Here is a 15,727-nt window from a genome sequence, read left to right as displayed (position 1 = left end):
TGGTTTCATTCGAACGATTCATTTGAGGTCCTGACATGGTAAAACTTGGATGGTTGGGCGGCGCACTGCTGTGCGCGGGTTTGTTGGGGTGCGCGTCGACGCCGGCGTCCGTCGATGGTCCGCTCGGTGCCTTGGACATCGTGACGACGCCGGCCGCCGCGCTGGACGCCGTCTGGCAGCCGCGCGCCGACGGCGTCATCGCGGTGGCGGGCAAGCCGTCCGGCTTCGTCGCCACCCGCGACACGTACACGGATTATCGCCTGCACGTGGAATGGCGCTGGACCGGCAAGCCGGGCAACGGCGGCGTGCTGCTGCACGTGGCGTCCGGGCCGAAGGACGGCGTGTGGCCCTACAGCATCCAGGTGCAGACCAAGCATGGCGCCGCCGGCGACCTGTTGCCGATGGCCGGTGCGACGTTCAACGAACCGCTGACGACGGCGCCCGGCGCCTACCCGCCGATCAAGGCGCATGTCGCCGCGGACAGCGAGCGTGCGCCCGGCGAGTGGAACAGCATGGACGTGCTGGTGCGCGGCGGCTGCATCGACGTGACGATCAACGGCGTGGCGCAGAACGCCGTCACGATCGCGCAGCCGGCGACGGGCCGCATCGGCTTCCAGCTCGAAGGCACGCCGTACGAACTGCGCAACCTGCGCGTGGAACGGCTTTAACGCTTGAGCCATGCTTCCGGCACCGGCACGATGCAGATGTTCAGCGTGCGGCCATCCGCCGACAGCATCGCGGACTGGATCTCGATGCGCGTGCCGTCCGGGCTGAACGTCGGGTGAGGGTGGTCGGCGGCCGTCGTCTTGTGGCCCGTCGTCAGCAGCTTCATCTCGTGCGACGCGCGGTCGATCAGGTACAGGCTGCGGCTGAAATCGTCGCCGACGGCGAAGCGGCCGTCGCTGGATCCGTGCACGTGCCAGAAGCCGCTGCCGGACGGCGTCTGGCCGACGATCTGCATCTGGCGCGTGCGCAGGTTGACGATGGCGAGGCCGGTCGGTTTTTCGCGCGTGCCGGTCCGGCCCCAGCCGTCGTCCTGGCCGGGATTCGCGCCGCCGACGTCGGTGGCCGGCGCGTCCACTGCCGCCGCCGCGCCGGGGATCGCGCGGTGGCCCATGATGGCGAGGGCCACTTCGTCCTTGCCGATCACCGCTTCGTGCGTCACCCATTCGTACGGCGCTTCCGGATACAGCGGGCGCAGGCCGCTGCCATCCGCCTGCACGGTCCACGTGCGCTGCGGCGACTTGCCGCCCGTCTCCCAGCAGAACACGATCTCGCCCGGATTCCACAGGTTCGCCTGGATGTGGCCCACCTGGAACGGCACCGACACGACGTGGCGCACCTCGCCCGTACGCACGTTCACGCGCGCGATGCCGGCCGGGCCGGCACCCATCTTGCGCGGGCCGAACGCGGGCTCCAGCTTCGTGCCCGGCGCCAGGTGGCGCGCCGCCTCGTGCGGGCCGACGCGGACGTACAGCCACTCCTCGTCGGCGTCCAGCGCCGTGTCGCCATAGGCTTCCATCGAGGCCGGCAGGGTCGCGGCCACGCGCTGGTAGCTGGCCGCGTCGCGCATGCGGGCCGCCGCGCTGTCCGCGAACACGCGCGCGAGGTCGACCTCGACGACTTGCCGGTCGTCGCCCGCGCGGCGCAGGAAATACAGCTTCATCGATTTGCGGGCCGCGTTCAGCATGCCCTCGTAGCCGCCTTCCGTGACCTGCACGATGTCGCCGGTCTTTTCGTTGACGGCCATCGCCTCGTTGCCGGCCAGGTGCGAACGGAAGATCAGCCACTGGCCGTCCGCGGTCCACTGCGGGTGCGTCTGGTAGATCTTCGAATCGCCATGCGGGCGGCTCGTGAGGAAGGTCAGGCGGGTGCCGGTGACGGGATCGACGACTTCCTTGCGTTCGGAAGGGAAGCGCTGGCCGATGGCGGCGCGGGCGTCGAGGGATGCGAGCAGTGTGCAGCACAACGTCAATACGGTCAGTATGCGCATGGGCGGTCTCCTTGTTTTTGGAATCCGATCATTGTTGCAGCGGCGGCCGCGCACAACCGATCATTTTCCTGATTCTTTCGGCGGCCCCGTTTTGACGACGGCCGGCGCGAGCATAGAATGCAACGCAGGACAACGAACCCGAATCCCGCCATGCCGCTGCTTTCCACCCTGCGCCGATTGCTCCACGCCCCGCTCATCCTGCTCGCCTGTGCGAGCGTCCACGCGCAACCGCTGCCGGCGGCCGTGAATACCGACCCGGCCCGCGCCCAGGTCACGCTGCCGGAGCCCGCGAACCCCGCGCTGCCGTCGCTGATCCTGATCGGCGATTCGACGGTCCGCAACGGCCGCGACGACGGCCAGGGCAAGGGCGCGGCCGGCCAGTGGGGATGGGGCAATCCGGTTGCCGCGTGGTTCGATCCGGCCAGGGTCAACGTCGTCAACCGCGCCGTTGGCGGACTCTCGAGCCGCACCTACATCACGAGCGGCCACTGGGAGCGCACGCTGGCTTTCGTCAAGCGGGGCGACATCGTCGTCATGCAGTTCGGCCACAATGACGCCGGCGCCGTCAACGACACGAGCCGCGCACGCGGCACGATTCGCGGCATCGGCGACGAGACCGAGGAGATCGACAACCTGCTCACGCACAAGCACGAGACCGTGCACACCTACGGCTGGTACCTGCGCCGGTTCGTGGCCGACATTCGCGCCAGGGGCGCGACGCCCATCATCTGCTCGCCGATCCCGCACAAGCAGTGGGACGCGGCCGGCCACGCGAAGCGCGACCGCGACACGTACGGCGGCTGGGCCGCGGCGGTCGCACAGGCGGAAGGCGTCGGCTTCATCGACCTGAACGAGGGCATCGCGCGCCGCTACGATGGCTTGGGCCATGACGCCGTCGTGCAGTTGTTTCCGCAGACGACGCCGGACGAGCACACGCACACCAACTGGGCGGGCGCGGTCCTGAATGCGCAAGTCGCCGTGGAAGGCATGAAGGCGCTGGGCGACCCGCGCATCGCCGCGTGGCTGAAGCCCTGGGCGCCCGTGAATCCGCAGCCGCCCGTGCGCGAGGATGACCGCCCCGTCGTCGACGCGCGCGCGGTGCGCGACGAGGCACCGCGCGATGCCAGCCTGCCGACCTTGTACCTCGTCGGCGATTCGACGGTGAAGAGCGGCGGTGTGAACGGCGCCATCGGTTGGGGCGAGCGCATCGCACCGTATTTCGACGCCCGCAGGATCAACGTGGTGAATGCCGCGATCGGCGGCCGCAGCAGCCGCACGTATTACACGGAAGGGCGCTGGGACAAGGTGCGCGACCAGTTGAAGCGCGGCGACGTCGTGCTGGTCCAGTTCGGCCACAACGACGGGGGCCGTATCGGCGACCCGGCGATGAAGAACCGCGCGTCGGCGCCGGGCACCGGTCCGGAGACCGTCGAGGACACGCGTCCGGACGGCACGAAGGAACAGGTGCACAGCTTCGGTTGGTACATGGCGCGCTACGCGGCGGATGCGAAGGCGAAGGGCGCCACCGTGGTCCTCGTGTCGCCCGTGCCCCATCGCGACCGCTGGCAGGAAGGCCGCGACTTCGCGACGTTCGCCGACTGGGACCGCCAGGTGGCCGAGGCCAGCGGCGCGCTGTTCATGGACCTCACGCTGCTCGTGGCGGACGGCTACAGGCGGATCGGCGCGGACAAGGTGAACACGCTGTTCGCCGATGCGCGCACGCACACGAATGCGGCGGGCGCCGAATTCAACGCGGAGCGCGTCGTCGCCGGCCTGAAGGCGCTGCCGGGCAATCCGTTGGGCGCTTATTTCGCCGACCGCGCGCTGGCCGCGCAATGAGGGCCGCACTGATCCTGTCGATGGCCCTGTGCGGATCCGCCCAGGCCGGCGACTGCGCCGCGTGGGGCCGGCCCGGCGCCGTGTTGTTCCAGGACGATTTCAGCAAGCCGCTCGAGGGCTGGGTGGCCGAGTATGCGCGCAAGCCGGGCAACGCCGTCGAGAACCGGGACGGGCGGCTCGTGATGGACGTCGACGGCGGCGCCACCGTATGGCTGGAGCGGCCGCTGTACGGCAATGTGCTGATCCGTTTCACGCGCCGCGTGATCGTCGACGGCGGGAAGAACGACCGCCTGTCCGATCTGAACGTGTTCTGGATGGCGCGCGATCCGAGGCGCGCCGACCTCTTTACGCGCAGCGGCAAGTTCGAGGACTACGACGACCTGTCGCTGTACTACGTGGGCATCGGCGGCAACCGCAACACGACGACGCGCCTGCGCCGCTATGGCGGGGGCCGCCGTGAACTGGTCGCCGACTACACGGACGGCGCGCACCTGCTGGAGGCGAACCGCGACTACCGCATCGAGATCGCGGTCTACGAGGGCTGCACGCGCGTGCGCGTGGACGGCAATACGTGGTTCACGTATCGCGACCCGCATCCATTGACGTCCGGCCGGTTCGGGCTGCGCACGACGTGGTCGCGCCAGGCGGTGGACGACCTGAAAATACAACGACTCGACTGACAGGAGACATGCTTGAAGAACCGTTTGAAGCCCTGCGTGGCAGGGGTGCTGGCCGCCTGCGCGCTGCACGCGTCGGCCCAGCAGGCGCCGGCCCCGCAGGAAAAGGGGCCGGCCGCGGCCGACGCCATGCTGCACGCGCTGGACGTGCATTACCCGACGCCTTACCGCGCGATGGACGCGGCCGAGGTCAAGGCCGTGCTGGACCGCGTGTTCGACTACCTGGACAAGGTCACGCCGGCCGAGGTGATCGACCAGCGCACGGGCGTGCCCATCGCGGACCTGTCCACGCCGAACGCGAACGCCGTGCTGAAGCCGGGCGACTTCCGGCTGACGAGCTATGAATGGGGCGTCACCTACACGGGCATGCTGGCCGCGGGCGCCGCCACGGGCGACCGCCGCTACACGGATTACGCGCTCAAGCGCCACGAACTGCTGGCGCGGCTGACGAAGACCTATCTGCCGCTCGTCCAGGCCGACCGCGAGCACGCCGCCGCGCCCATCAAGAGCTTCCTGAACCCACACGCGCTGGACGATGCCGGTGCGCTGTGCCAGAGCTTCCTGAAGGCGAAGCTCGAGGGGTCGCCGGTGGACTATTCGCAGATGATCCCGATCTGCGGCGACTTCGTCACGAAGAAGGAATACCGGCTGAAGGACGGCACGCTGGCGCGCGGCGGTCCGGACGGCCGCGGCGGCGTGAAAATGCGCCCGCTGCCGGACACGCTGTGGCTGGACGACATGTTCATGGGCGTGCCCACGATCGCGTACCTCGGCAAGGCGACGGGCGATGCGCGTTACTACGACGACGCGGCGCGCCAGGTGCTACAGTTCTCGAAGCGCATGTTCAACAAGAACCTCGGCATCTACATGCACGGCTATGTGGAAGGCTTGCGCGACCACCCGGAGATGCACTGGGCGCGCGCGAACGGCTGGGCCGTGATGGCGATGGTCGAGGTGCTGGAAGTGCTGCCGAAGACGCACAAGGACTACAAGGCGGTACTGGAACAGCTGCGCGCGCACGTCAAGGGGCTCGCCAGCTACCAGACGAAGGACGGCTTCTGGCACCAGCTCATCGATCGCAGCGACACGTACCAGGAAACGTCCGCCACCGCGATCTACGCCTACGCCATCGCACGCGCCGTCAACCGCGGCTATGTCGACGCGCAGGCCTACGGACCGATGGCGAACCTCGCGTGGAACGCCGTCGCGAGCAAGGTGCGGCCGAACGGGCAGATCGAAGGCATCTGCGTGGGCACGGGCATGGCGTTCGATCCCGCGTTCTATGCGTACCGGCCGACGAGCGTGAAGGCGGCGCACGGGTACGGGCCCACGTTGCTGGCCGGCGCCGAGATCATCGCGATGAACCGCAAGTTCAGGTTCGGGCTGAACGACAGTGGGTTGATGTACCAGGGCGCGCAATAAGGTGACCGTCATTCCCGGACTGGCCGTCCGCCTTGGCGGGAATCCATACTGACCGCCAGAATTTCGTACGTCGGTCGCCCTGTGGCATGTCCGAAGTCGGACTTCGGGACCTCGGCATGGCTCCCCGCTTTCGCGGGGATGACGGCGGCGCTTAGACCTCGATCACGAGATCTTCCCGGAACGCCGCCTGCTCGCCCTTGTTCGCATACCCGAGCGGATTCGCGACCACGCGGCAGCGCCAGCCCGTGCCTTCGACCACGTAGTCGTTCGCGCAATGGAGGTGGCCGTGCATCCACACGTCCGCGAACGGCAGCAGGTCGTCCAGCGCATTGCAGAACCCCGCCGTGCCGGGCGAGATGCCGTAGCGCGGGTCGGCGCTGCGCAGCGTCGGGGCATAGTGCGTGACGGCGATCGTGGTGCCGTCGAACGGCGTGGCCAGTGCGTCGCGCAGCCAGGCCTGGCAGCCGAACGACAGTTCCCGCTGGCCCTCCGCCAGCAGCGGCACGCCATCCACGAGCGTCGTGTTCCCGGAGAGGTAGTAGTTCGCGGCGCGGAACGCCTTTTCGCGCTGCTTGAGCTGGCGCCCGATGTCGGTCTCGGAGACCGCCAGGGCGTCGAAGTCGGCCCACAGGGTCGTGCCGATGAAGCGGATGTCGCCGAGGGTGACGATCTCGCGGTCGAGCCATGTGATGTCCAGCGCGGCGCAGGTCGCGCGCAGGCGCGCCTGCGTGGCGTCGAAATCGAGGCCGTCGAATTCGTGGTTGCCGGGAACGTACAGGACGCGCGCCGCGGCGCCCGTCGTGGCCGGGGCGAAGCGACCGAGGCCGAAGTCGTCGGTGTCCAGGCGCGAGCGGGCCTGGTACGAACCGATGTCGCCGGCGAGGACGACGACGTCGGTGTCCGCGAAGATGGTCGGCTGGAACCCGGGGTCGCGTTCGAGGTGAAGGTCGGAGAAGAGCTGGATACGCATCCAGCAAGTATACCTGTCTTCGCGAACGGACCCCGGTTCGATGCGTTACTTGCCGGCCTGCTGCAGTTTCTCGCCGGCGCGTTCCAGGCCGCGGCCCGTGGCGGCCGTCGCGTCCTTCGCGCCTTCCTTCACGTTCTGCGCGGCTTCGTGCGATTCCTGGCGCACTTCGGCGCCGGCCTGCTGCATCTTGTCGCCGGCGCGGTCGGCCGCTTCCTTGACGTTCTGGTTGGCCTCCTGGGCCGCTTCCTTCGCATTCTCGCCGGCCTGCTGGGCGGCGGCGTTGGCGTTGGCGGCGGCTTCCTTCGACTCGGCGGCGGCCTTGGCGCCCGCGTCGTCGATGGCCTTGCCGGCTTCCTGGGCCGGACCCATGCCGTTCTTGTCCTCGGCCTTGTGGCAACCCGTGACCAGCACGGCGACAGCAAGCATGATGCTCGAAAGGGTGGTGGCTTTCATAATGTTCTCCTAGTAAGAAGTTGTCACTTAGATTACACAATTTCGTAAAGATGCGGCGTACGATACGGCTGGGCCGGATTCGGGCGCCCTGAGGATCACATGGAGAGAACGGAGAAAGGCCTGCCGCGGTTGACCGCGCGGCAACCGTCCGCATCCCGCGGATGGGGAGGGACGGTCGCCGGGAGGGAGGATCAGATGGCCCAGCCGCCCGCGTAGAACGCGGCCAGTGCGAGGGCGATGCTGACGGTGCCGAAGTTCAGCTTGCGCCATTCGCCGGCCAGCACGCGGCCGATCACGAGGGTGCAGAAGCCCAGCATGATGCCGGTGACGATGTTGCAGGAGAGGAGGATGAACACGGCGCATACGAGGCCGGCCAGCGCATCGAGCTTGTCGTCCATGTTCATGTGCGCGACGCTGCTCAGCATCAGCAGGCCGACGTACATCAGCGCCGGTGCGGTGGCATACGACGGCACCAGGCCGGCCAGCGGCGAGAAGAAGATCAGGCCGAGGAACAGCAGGCCGACGACGACGGCGGTGAGGCCGGTGCGCGCGCCGGCCGCGGTGCCGACGCCGGATTCGATATAGGCCGCCGCCGGTGCGCCGCCCACGAGGCTCGAGAACAGGGAACTGACCGAATCGGCCGTCAGGGCCTTGCCGCCGTTATGGATGTAGCCGCGCGCGTCGACCTGGCCGGCCTGGCCGGCGACGGCGCGGATGGTGCCGGTGGCGTCGAACACGGCGGTCATCACGAGGGCCAGCACGCTGGGCAGCACGGCCATGCTGAGCGCGCCCTTGACGTCCATCGCGCCGATCAGCGACGCGTGGCCCGGGCTGCTCAGTTGCGGCCACGAGAAGATGCCGGTGAAGTGCACGTTCGGATCGAAGGCCAGGCCGAGGGCGGAAATCGCGATCACGACGAGCAGGATGCCGCCCGGGACCTTGCGCTGTTCCAGGCCGAAGATGGCGGCCAGGCCCAGGATGCTCATCAGGACCGGGAAGGAGGTGATCTGGCCCAGCGCGACGGGCAGGCCCGCGCCCGCGTTCTTGACGACGAGGCCGACTTCGCTGGACGCGATCATCAGCAGGAACAGGCCGATGCCGACGCCCGTGCCGTGCGCGACGCCGGACGGGAGATTCTGCAGGATCCACGAGCGCACGCCGGTGATGGAGATCGCCGTGAAGATCAGGCCCATCAGGAACACGGCGCCCAGCGCGATCGCCGGCGTCAGGCCCTTGCCCAGTACGAGGCCGAACGCGGTGAAGGCGGTCAGCGAGATCGCGCAGCCGACGGCGATCGGCAGCCGTGCCCAGAAGCCCATCAACAACGAACCGAAGGCCGCGGTCAGGCACACGGCCACGTACACCGCGCTGACGTCGAAGCCGGCCTGGCCCAGCATGCCCGGCACGACGAACACGGAATACACCATCGCGAGGAAGGTGGTGACGCCGGCCACCACCTCCGTGCGCTGGGTGCTGCCGCGCGCCGAGATCTGGAAGTACTGGTCGATTTTGCCGCTGGCGGCAGGTGGGGACGTGAAAGTCTCCGCGCGCTCGACGCGCTGGAGTTGAGGCTGTGACATGGCTGCTGCTCCTCTATGTTATCGGCCCCGGCGCGCATTGCCTGGACGTGGCACCGGGTTGTCTCATCGTTATGAGAAGAGAAGCTTAGGCCCGAAGGCGCGCGGCGAACCATGCATCCTGTGCATAGGCACTATACGCGTCGGCGTATTGCGTTTGCCGCGACCGCGTTATCGGCCGGTCCATACGGAGAGTTCGACGTCGTCCGCGAACGGCATCGACAGGTAACCGGACGCCGGCGCGCGCACGCGGGCGAGGTAGTCCGGGCTGTGGTCCGCATTGTCCGCGACGATCGCCGCGCCCGGGCGCAGATGCGGTTCCAGCAGCGCGAGCACGTCGGGATAGAGCGCCTTGGCGCCGTCCAGCAGCACGAGATCGATGGCATCCGGCAGGTCGCCGGCCAGCGTCTGCAGGGCGTCGCCCGTGCGGACCTCGACGAGGTCGAGCAGGCCCGCGGCAGCCAGGTTGGCGCGCGCCCGCTCGACTTTCGCCGGCTCGAATTCGCTGGTGACCAGGCGCCCGCCGCCATTGTCGCGCAGCGCGGCGGCCAAGTGGATGGTCGAGATGCCGAACGACGTGCCGAATTCGACGATGGTCCGGGCCCGGCTCGAGCGGGCCAGCATGTAGAGCAGGACGCCGGTACCGCGCGACACGGGCAGGGCGAGGTCCTTCAGGCGGCCGTACAGGTCGCGGTAATCCGTCTTGCTGCGCATGAGGCGTTGCAGTTCCGCTTCCGGCAGGTCGCGGCAGGCGGCCAGCGGCGATTCGGCATCGGTCTGGCGAACAGGCGCGCCAGCAGCGGGGCGACGGGGTCGGTGGCAAGGGTAGTCATCGTGGTTCCTTGTGGTGGTGAGTGGGTCCGGTTATTATGCGAATATTCCTTCAGGTTTTCTATTCGCATTCCCGGAGCCCCCGATGACCGAACGCCGCCGCCCCCAGATCGCCTCGCGCAAGGCACCGAAGCAGGCCCGATCCAATGAGCTCGTGGCGGCCGTGCTGGAGGCGGCTGTTCAGGTTCTGGCGGCGGAAGGGGCCCAGCGCTTCACGACGTCGCGCGTGGCGGAAAAGGCGGGCGTCAGCGTCGGGTCGCTGTACCAGTACTTCCCGAACAAGGCGGCGATCCTGTTCCGCCTGCAGAGCGACGAATGGCGCCGCACGACGGCCATGTTGTCCGCCATCCTCGCGGACACGGCGCGGCCGCCGCTGGACCGGTTGCGGTCACTGGTGCACGCGTTCGTGCGCTCGGAATGCGAGGAGGCGGCGATCCGCGTGGCGCTGAACGATGCGGCGCCGCTGTACCGCGACGCCCCCGAGGCGCGCGAGGTGCGGCAGTCGGGGGAAGAGGCCGTGCGGAGGTTCCTGGCCGAGGCGCTGCCGGGGGCGCCGGAGGCCACGCGGGCACTGGCGGCCGATCTGCTCACCGATACGCTGTCCGCGGTCGGCAAGCAGTTTTCGGAGCGGCCGCGGACGGAGGGGGAGATCGCGGCGTACGCGGATGGGCTGGCGGATATGTTGTGTGCGTGGCTGGAGAAGCTGGCCACTGCGCCATGAGCCGTCGCCCCGGCGAAGGCCGGGGCCCAATTCTGTTGAGCAGTCGCGACCCAAACAAACTTGGATTCCCGCCAAGGCGGACGGCTGGTCCGGGAACGACTTTCACGGGTCAGCGACCCAGTACCTTGGCCAGGTACTCGTGATGCGTCGGCACCGTCGCGACGGCGGCCGCAAGCTGGGTCGCGCGCTCGCGCACCCATTCGAGCGACTGTTCCTCCGGAATCAGCTTCAGGGTCGGATCGCTGCGCGCCGGCCAGTTCTGCATGCCCGCGTGGATCGCGAGCCAGCTGTGGCCGTCGAAGCCTTCCTCGTCGTACTGGTGCAGCACACCCGTTTCGCGCCATGCGTGCAGCTTGTAGGCCAGCGTCTCCGGCAGCTCCGTGGCCGCCATGGCTTGCCAGAACGGGGTGTCGCGGCGCGCGGTCAGGCAGTAGTGCATCAGGATGAAGTCGCGGATGCGTTCGAACTGGCGCGTGAGGCCCGTGTTGTACGCATCGACTTGCTCCGGCGCGACGGGGCTGCCCCGCTGCAGGAGGGTCATCAAACGGCCGACGCCCACCTGCACGAGGTAGATGCTGGTCGATTCGAGTGGTTCCAGGAAGCCCGTCGCGAGGCCGATGCCGACGACGTTGTGCGACCAGAATTTGGCGCGGTGCCCCGTCGTGAAGCGCAGCAGGCGCGGCTCCGCCAGTGCCTCGCCGTCGAGCTGCTGCAGCAGCTGGTCGCGGGCCTTCTCTTCGTCGATGAAGCGGGACGAGAACACGTGGCCATTGCCCGTGCGGTCCTGCAGGGGAATGCGCCACGCCCAGCCTGCGTCCAGCGCCGTCGCGCGCGTGTACGGCGTCAGGTTGTCGCCCACGCGGGCGGACGGCACGGCCCAGGCCCGGTCCACGGGCAGCCAGTGCGAGAAGTCGACGAACGGTTCGCCCAGCGTGCGGCCCAGCAGCAGCGAGGCGAATCCGGAACAGTCGATGAACAGATCGCCCTTGACGACGCGGTCGTCGTCCAGCTTCAGCGACGCGATGCCGCCGTCCGGCCGGCGCGCCACGTCGACGACCTTGCCCTCGGTGCGGCGCACGCCGCGCTTCAGGGCGATGTCGCGCAGGAAGCGGGCATACAGGTTCGCGTCGAAGTGGTAGGCGTAGTTGAAATTCGCGGCGTCCTTGCCGGGCGCGCAGAAGCGGTCGTTCATCGCCATCACGGTCGGCAGGCATTGCTCGCCGAACGCGGGCAGGTTGGCGCGCGGGTGCCGGCGGTACTGGCCCCACAGCGACTCGGGGCCGTTCAGCATGCCGAAGTCGCCGAACGTGTGGTAATAGTCCTCGCCCTTGACGCGCCAGTCGCGGAACCGGATGCCCAGCTTGTACGTGCCGTTCGTCGCGCGCAGGAAGTCCGCTTCGGGGATGCCGAGGATCTGGTGGTAGTTGCGGATCGACGGGAACGTCGCCTCGCCGACGCCGACCGTGCCGATGTCCTCCGATTCCACCAGTTCCACCGTCGTGCCCTTCAGGCCCGTCGCGAGGGCCGTCGCGGCCATCCAGCCGGCCGTGCCGCCGCCGAGGACCACGATGCGTTCATAAGTCATGCTGTCTCCTGTTTGTATGCATGCTGATTGTACTGATGTCTTTACGGCGCGCAAGAAACTTTTAGCGCTGGACAGGAACTTGCGGCCGAGTGTTGTGAAAACGGTTTCATTCCGGGGTATGATTTGGATGTTCGCGCTAACAAAAAACGTTTACACAAGGAGACAGCATGCAGACGAACATCCTCCGCGCCGTGGCCCTCGCCGCCGCGCTGTGCGCCGGCACCGCCCACGCGGCGCCGTACCCGTTCCAGGATCCGAACCTGGCCCCGCAACAACGCATCGCCAACATCCTGGCGCTGATGACGCCCGACGAAAAGATCGCCGCGCTGTCGACCGATTCCGGCGTCGCGCGCCTCGGCATTCCCAGCTTCGGCAGCACGGAAGGCATCCACGGCCTCGTGCAGCGGGGCGAATCGAAGCGCCAGCGCCAGCCGATCCCGACGACGCAATTCCCGCAGCCGCCCGGCATGGGCGCGAGCTGGGATCCGGAGCTCGTGCGCCAGGCCGGCGCCGTGCAGTCGACGGAAGCCCGCTACATCACGCAGAGCGCGCAGTACAAGCACCCGATGCTGATGCAATGGGGCCCGCAGGCCGACCTCGCACGCGACCCGCGCTGGGGCCGCAGCGAGGAAGTCTATGGCGAGGACGCGTTCCTCGTCGGGACGATGGCGACCGCGTTCACGCGCGGCATCCAGGGCGACGATCCAACATACTGGCGCGGCGCGGCGCTCCTCAAGCACTTCCTCGCCAACAGCAACGAGAACGGGCGCGGCAACTCGACGTCCGACTTCGACGACCGCCTGTTCCACGAATATTATGCGGCACCGTTCCGCATGGCGTTCGAGGACGGCGGCGCGCGCGCCCTGATGGCGTCGTACAACGCGTGGAACGGGACGCCGATGGGCGTGCACCCCGTGCTGCGCAGCCTCGTGATCGGGAAATGGAACGCGGACGTGATTTCGAGCGACGGCGGCGCCATCGGCAACCTGGTGAAACTGTATAAACGGTATCCGGACCAGAAGGCGGCGGCCGTCGCGGGCCTGAAAGCCGGCATCAACCAGTACCTCGACAAATACCAGGACGAGCTGCGCGCCGCGCTGAAGGAGGGGTCCATCACGGTGGCCGATCTCGACGAGGCGCTCGCGCGCAAGTTCCGCACGACGATCAAGCTGGGCCTGATCGACCCGCCGGCCGGCAATCCGTATGCCGCGATCAAGGATGGCCCGGCGCCGTGGGACAGCGCGGCGCACAAGGCCGTGTCGTTGAAGATGGCGCTGGAATCCATCGTGCTGATGAAGAACGACGGCCGCGCGCTGCCGCTCGCGAAGCCGCGCATCAAGCGCATCGCCGTGATCGGACCGCATGCGGACAGCGTGCACTGGGACTGGTATGGCGGTACCGCGCCGTACACGGTGACGGCGCTGGCCGGCATCAAGGCGGCCGTGGGACCGGGCGTGAAGGTGAACTATGCGGCCGACAATGCGAACGACGCGGCCGTGAAGGCGGCGCGCGACGCGGACGTGGCCATCGTCGTCGTCGGCAACGACCCGACCTGCGGCCCGAACATGGCGCACGAGTGGACGGACGCCGGCACGAAGCCGTGCGCCGACCCGGGCGACGGCCGCGAGGGGCGCGACCGCGAGACCCTGGCGCTCGCGCAGGAAAGCCTGGTAAAACAGGTGCTGGCGGCGAATCCGCGCACGGTGATGGTGCTCGTGTCGAGCTTCCCGTACACGATCGGCTGGGCGAAGGAGCACGTGCCCGCGATCGTGCAGATGGCGCATGCGTCGCAGGACCAGGGCACGGCGCTCGCGCAGGTGCTGTTCGGCGACTACAACCCCGGCGGCAAGCTCGTGGCGACGTGGCCGGCGGCCGAATCGCAGCTGCCGCCGATGATGGACTACGACATCCGCCACGGCCGCACCTACATGTACTTCAAGGGCCAGCCGCTGTTCCCGTTCGGGCACGGCCTGTCGTATACGACGTTCAAGTATGGGAAGCTGCGCACGAGCGCGCCGGCGCTGGCTGCCGGCGGCACGGTCGACGTCGACGTGGACGTGACCAACACGGGCAAGGTGGCGGGCGACAGCGTCGTCGAGCTGTATGCCGCATGGCCGAAGTCGCAGGTCGAGCGGCCGCGCCAGGCGCTGGTCGGCTTCCAGCGCGTGAACGTGAAGCCGGGCGAGACGCGCACGGTGCGCATCCCGCTCGCGGCGCAGCGCCTCGCGTACTGGAACACGCAGGCGGGGCGGTTCGAGGTCGAGCCGGTGCCCGTGACGCTGATGGTGGGCGAGTCGTCGGCCGACATCAGGCTGACGACGACGCTGCCCGTGAAGCGCTGACCCGCGCCAGGTGACGGCCGAGCCGCCAGCCCAGGCACAGCAGGGTCAGGGTGGGCGGCAGCCCCCACGGTTCTGGGATGACGGACGCGTCGCACACGTACAGGCCCGGCGTCGCCGTCGCGAGGTCCGCGTCCAGCGCCGGGCCGATGGGCACCGTGCCGCCCGGATGCGCGGCGAAATGGTGGCTGGCGAAGATGTGATGCGCGCCGCTGGCTTCGAGGATGCCGCGCGCCTGCGCGATGCCGGCAGCGAAGCGGCGCCGGTCTTCCGGCGCCAGCGTCTTGTCGACCCAGCGCGGGCCGACGCTGCCTTTGACCGCGTCGCGGATCTTGACCATGATCGTCAGCGTGCGGTCGTGTGCCAATAACCGGTCGACCCGGCCCGCCTGCGCCGCGAACGCCTGGTACATGGGGCGGGGCAGCGTGAGGTCGGCCAGGCTGATCCCGGCCTCCGGGTCGTCATGCCCGGCCGCCATCGGCACCTCGGCGCCGCCGCCCTCGATGCCGTCCACCGTGCCCATCACGGCCACGACGGGGTCGCTGAAGAACGGCGCGGGGCCACTCAGCAAGCCGGACGCGCGCAGGATGCGCGGGCTGCCGATGCCGCCCGCGGCCAGCACGACGAGGCCGGCGCGCAACGTCTCCGTCCGCCCGCCGACGTTCGCTTCGACGCCCACGGCGCGGCCATCTTCCACCAGCACGCGCGTGACGTGCGCGTGGGTGGCGAGCCGCGCGCCGCGCGCGCAGGCGTCGTCGGCCAGTTCCCGGGCCGACCACTTCGCCCCGAACGGGCAGCCGTAGACGCAGCGCCAGCATCCGGTGCGGCACGCGGCCGGGCGGATCATCTTGTCCAGCTTGCGCCACGCGAGCCCTTGCGCGCGGGCGCCCGCGGCGATGCGTGCGGCCATCGGGCCGACCAGATCGTCCGGCAGCGGCGCCATCGGCAGTTCCGCGCGCCAGGCGGCCAGCGCCGGGGCGAGGTCGATGCCGTGCCTGGCGAACATGGCGGCGGGCGGCGGCGCGGCGGTGGCGAAATTGATGGTCGACGTGCCGCCGGTCGTCAGCGCGCGCACGAGCAGCGACAGGTCGCGGTGCAGGAACGCCCCCTTGCCGGGCACGGCGGCCATGCCGGCCATCTGCGTCAGGGTGCCCGCGAGCGGCGCCGCGCCGCCAGCTTCCAGCATCAGCACGCGAACACCGGCCCGCGCGAGCTCGCGTGCGACGCTGGCGCCGCCGGGGCCGGTTCCGGCCACGATGACGTCGAAAGAAGGGGAGTTCGCGGGCATCCGGCATTGTAGCGTGCACGCCGTCATGCACG

At 69.0% G+C, this 15,727-nt stretch carries 11 protein-coding genes and 2 pseudogenes; 6 read left to right on the top strand and 7 right to left on the bottom strand.

Features of this window, described 5'->3' with window-relative positions; translation table 11 throughout:
• The first annotated feature begins 35 nt into the window (after nt 1-35).
• Nucleotides 36-668 carry a DUF1080 domain-containing protein gene (locus ACEN98_RS32815; RefSeq protein WP_413389010.1) on the top strand — a complete coding sequence of 211 codons (633 nt, stop codon included), beginning with the start codon at nt 36-38 and terminating at the stop codon, nt 666-668.
• On the opposite strand, the gene ACEN98_RS32810 is transcribed toward ACEN98_RS32815, so the two are convergent.
• Nucleotides 665-1,993, bottom strand: coding sequence for a hypothetical protein (locus ACEN98_RS32810; RefSeq protein ID WP_413389009.1), 1,329 nt, complete (start codon nt 1,991-1,993; stop codon nt 665-667). The genes ACEN98_RS32815 and ACEN98_RS32810 overlap by 4 nt on opposite strands.
• A gap of 117 nt (nt 1,994-2,110) precedes the next feature.
• On the opposite strand from ACEN98_RS32810, the gene ACEN98_RS32805 reads away from it, so the two are divergent.
• Genes ACEN98_RS32805 through ACEN98_RS32795 form a run of 3 tightly spaced genes read left to right on the top strand, consistent with a single transcriptional unit; the run spans nt 2,111 to nt 5,931 of the window.
• Entirely contained in the window at nt 2,111-3,832 is a 1,722-nt protein-coding gene (locus ACEN98_RS32805) for a rhamnogalacturonan acetylesterase (RefSeq protein ID WP_413389008.1), read from the top strand.
• A complete protein-coding gene (locus ACEN98_RS32800; protein WP_413389007.1) occupies nt 3,829-4,512 on the top strand; it encodes a DUF6250 domain-containing protein in 684 nt (227 codons plus the stop codon). Before ACEN98_RS32805 ends, ACEN98_RS32800 begins: the two co-directional genes overlap by 4 nt.
• Nucleotides 4,513-4,524: 12 nt before the next feature.
• Nucleotides 4,525-5,931, top strand: a complete 1,407-nt coding sequence (locus tag ACEN98_RS32795; protein ID WP_413389006.1) for a glycoside hydrolase family 88/105 protein — start codon at nt 4,525-4,527, stop codon at nt 5,929-5,931.
• A gap of 151 nt (nt 5,932-6,082) precedes the next feature.
• Here the strand turns inward: ACEN98_RS32795 and ACEN98_RS32790 are convergent, their stop codons facing one another.
• From ACEN98_RS32790 to ACEN98_RS32775, 4 genes and pseudogenes are all read right to left on the bottom strand, one after another.
• Nucleotides 6,083-6,901 carry a metallophosphoesterase gene (locus ACEN98_RS32790; protein WP_413389005.1) on the bottom strand — a complete coding sequence of 273 codons (819 nt, stop codon included), beginning with the start codon at nt 6,899-6,901 and terminating at the stop codon, nt 6,083-6,085.
• A 45-nt stretch (nt 6,902-6,946) separates the two neighbouring features.
• The gene (locus ACEN98_RS32785) at nt 6,947-7,354 is read right to left on the bottom strand and encodes a hypothetical protein (RefSeq protein ID WP_413389004.1); all 408 of its coding nucleotides are present in this window, start codon (nt 7,352-7,354) and stop codon (nt 6,947-6,949) included.
• A gap of 191 nt (nt 7,355-7,545) precedes the next feature.
• Nucleotides 7,546-8,868 (bottom strand): annotated as a pseudogene (locus ACEN98_RS32780) (NCS2 family permease); the annotation flags it as partial.
• Between the two features lie 234 nt (nt 8,869-9,102).
• Nucleotides 9,103-9,764: pseudogene (locus ACEN98_RS32775) on the bottom strand (O-methyltransferase).
• Nucleotides 9,765-9,847: 83 nt separating this feature from the next.
• Here ACEN98_RS32775 and ACEN98_RS32770 point away from each other — a divergent pair.
• Nucleotides 9,848-10,483 carry a TetR family transcriptional regulator gene (locus ACEN98_RS32770; protein ID WP_413389125.1) on the top strand — a complete coding sequence of 212 codons (636 nt, stop codon included), beginning with the start codon at nt 9,848-9,850 and terminating at the stop codon, nt 10,481-10,483.
• 109 nt (nt 10,484-10,592) lie between these two features.
• On the opposite strand, the gene ACEN98_RS32765 is transcribed toward ACEN98_RS32770, so the two are convergent.
• Nucleotides 10,593-12,068 (bottom strand): tryptophan halogenase family protein, encoded by a 1,476-nt coding sequence (locus ACEN98_RS32765; RefSeq protein WP_413389002.1) that lies wholly within the window; start codon nt 12,066-12,068, stop codon nt 10,593-10,595.
• A gap of 167 nt (nt 12,069-12,235) precedes the next feature.
• Here ACEN98_RS32765 and ACEN98_RS32760 point away from each other — a divergent pair, with 167 nt between their 5' ends.
• Nucleotides 12,236-14,410 carry a glycoside hydrolase family 3 C-terminal domain-containing protein gene (locus ACEN98_RS32760; protein ID WP_413389001.1) on the top strand — a complete coding sequence of 725 codons (2,175 nt, stop codon included), beginning with the start codon at nt 12,236-12,238 and terminating at the stop codon, nt 14,408-14,410.
• On the opposite strand, the gene ACEN98_RS32755 is transcribed toward ACEN98_RS32760, so the two are convergent.
• Nucleotides 14,376-15,695: a GMC family oxidoreductase N-terminal domain-containing protein gene (locus ACEN98_RS32755; RefSeq protein WP_413389000.1), complete on the bottom strand. Its 1,320-nt coding sequence runs from the start codon at nt 15,693-15,695 to the stop codon at nt 14,376-14,378. The genes ACEN98_RS32760 and ACEN98_RS32755 overlap by 35 nt on opposite strands.
• Between the last annotated feature and the right edge of the window lie 32 nt (nt 15,696-15,727).

Source organism: Massilia sp. CT11-137 (assembly GCF_047302885.1).
Taxonomy (GTDB): domain Bacteria; phylum Pseudomonadota; class Gammaproteobacteria; order Burkholderiales; family Burkholderiaceae_D; genus Telluria; species Telluria orientalis.
Note: the sequence above shows the minus strand (reverse complement) of the source record. Positions and strands in the feature narration are given on the sequence as shown.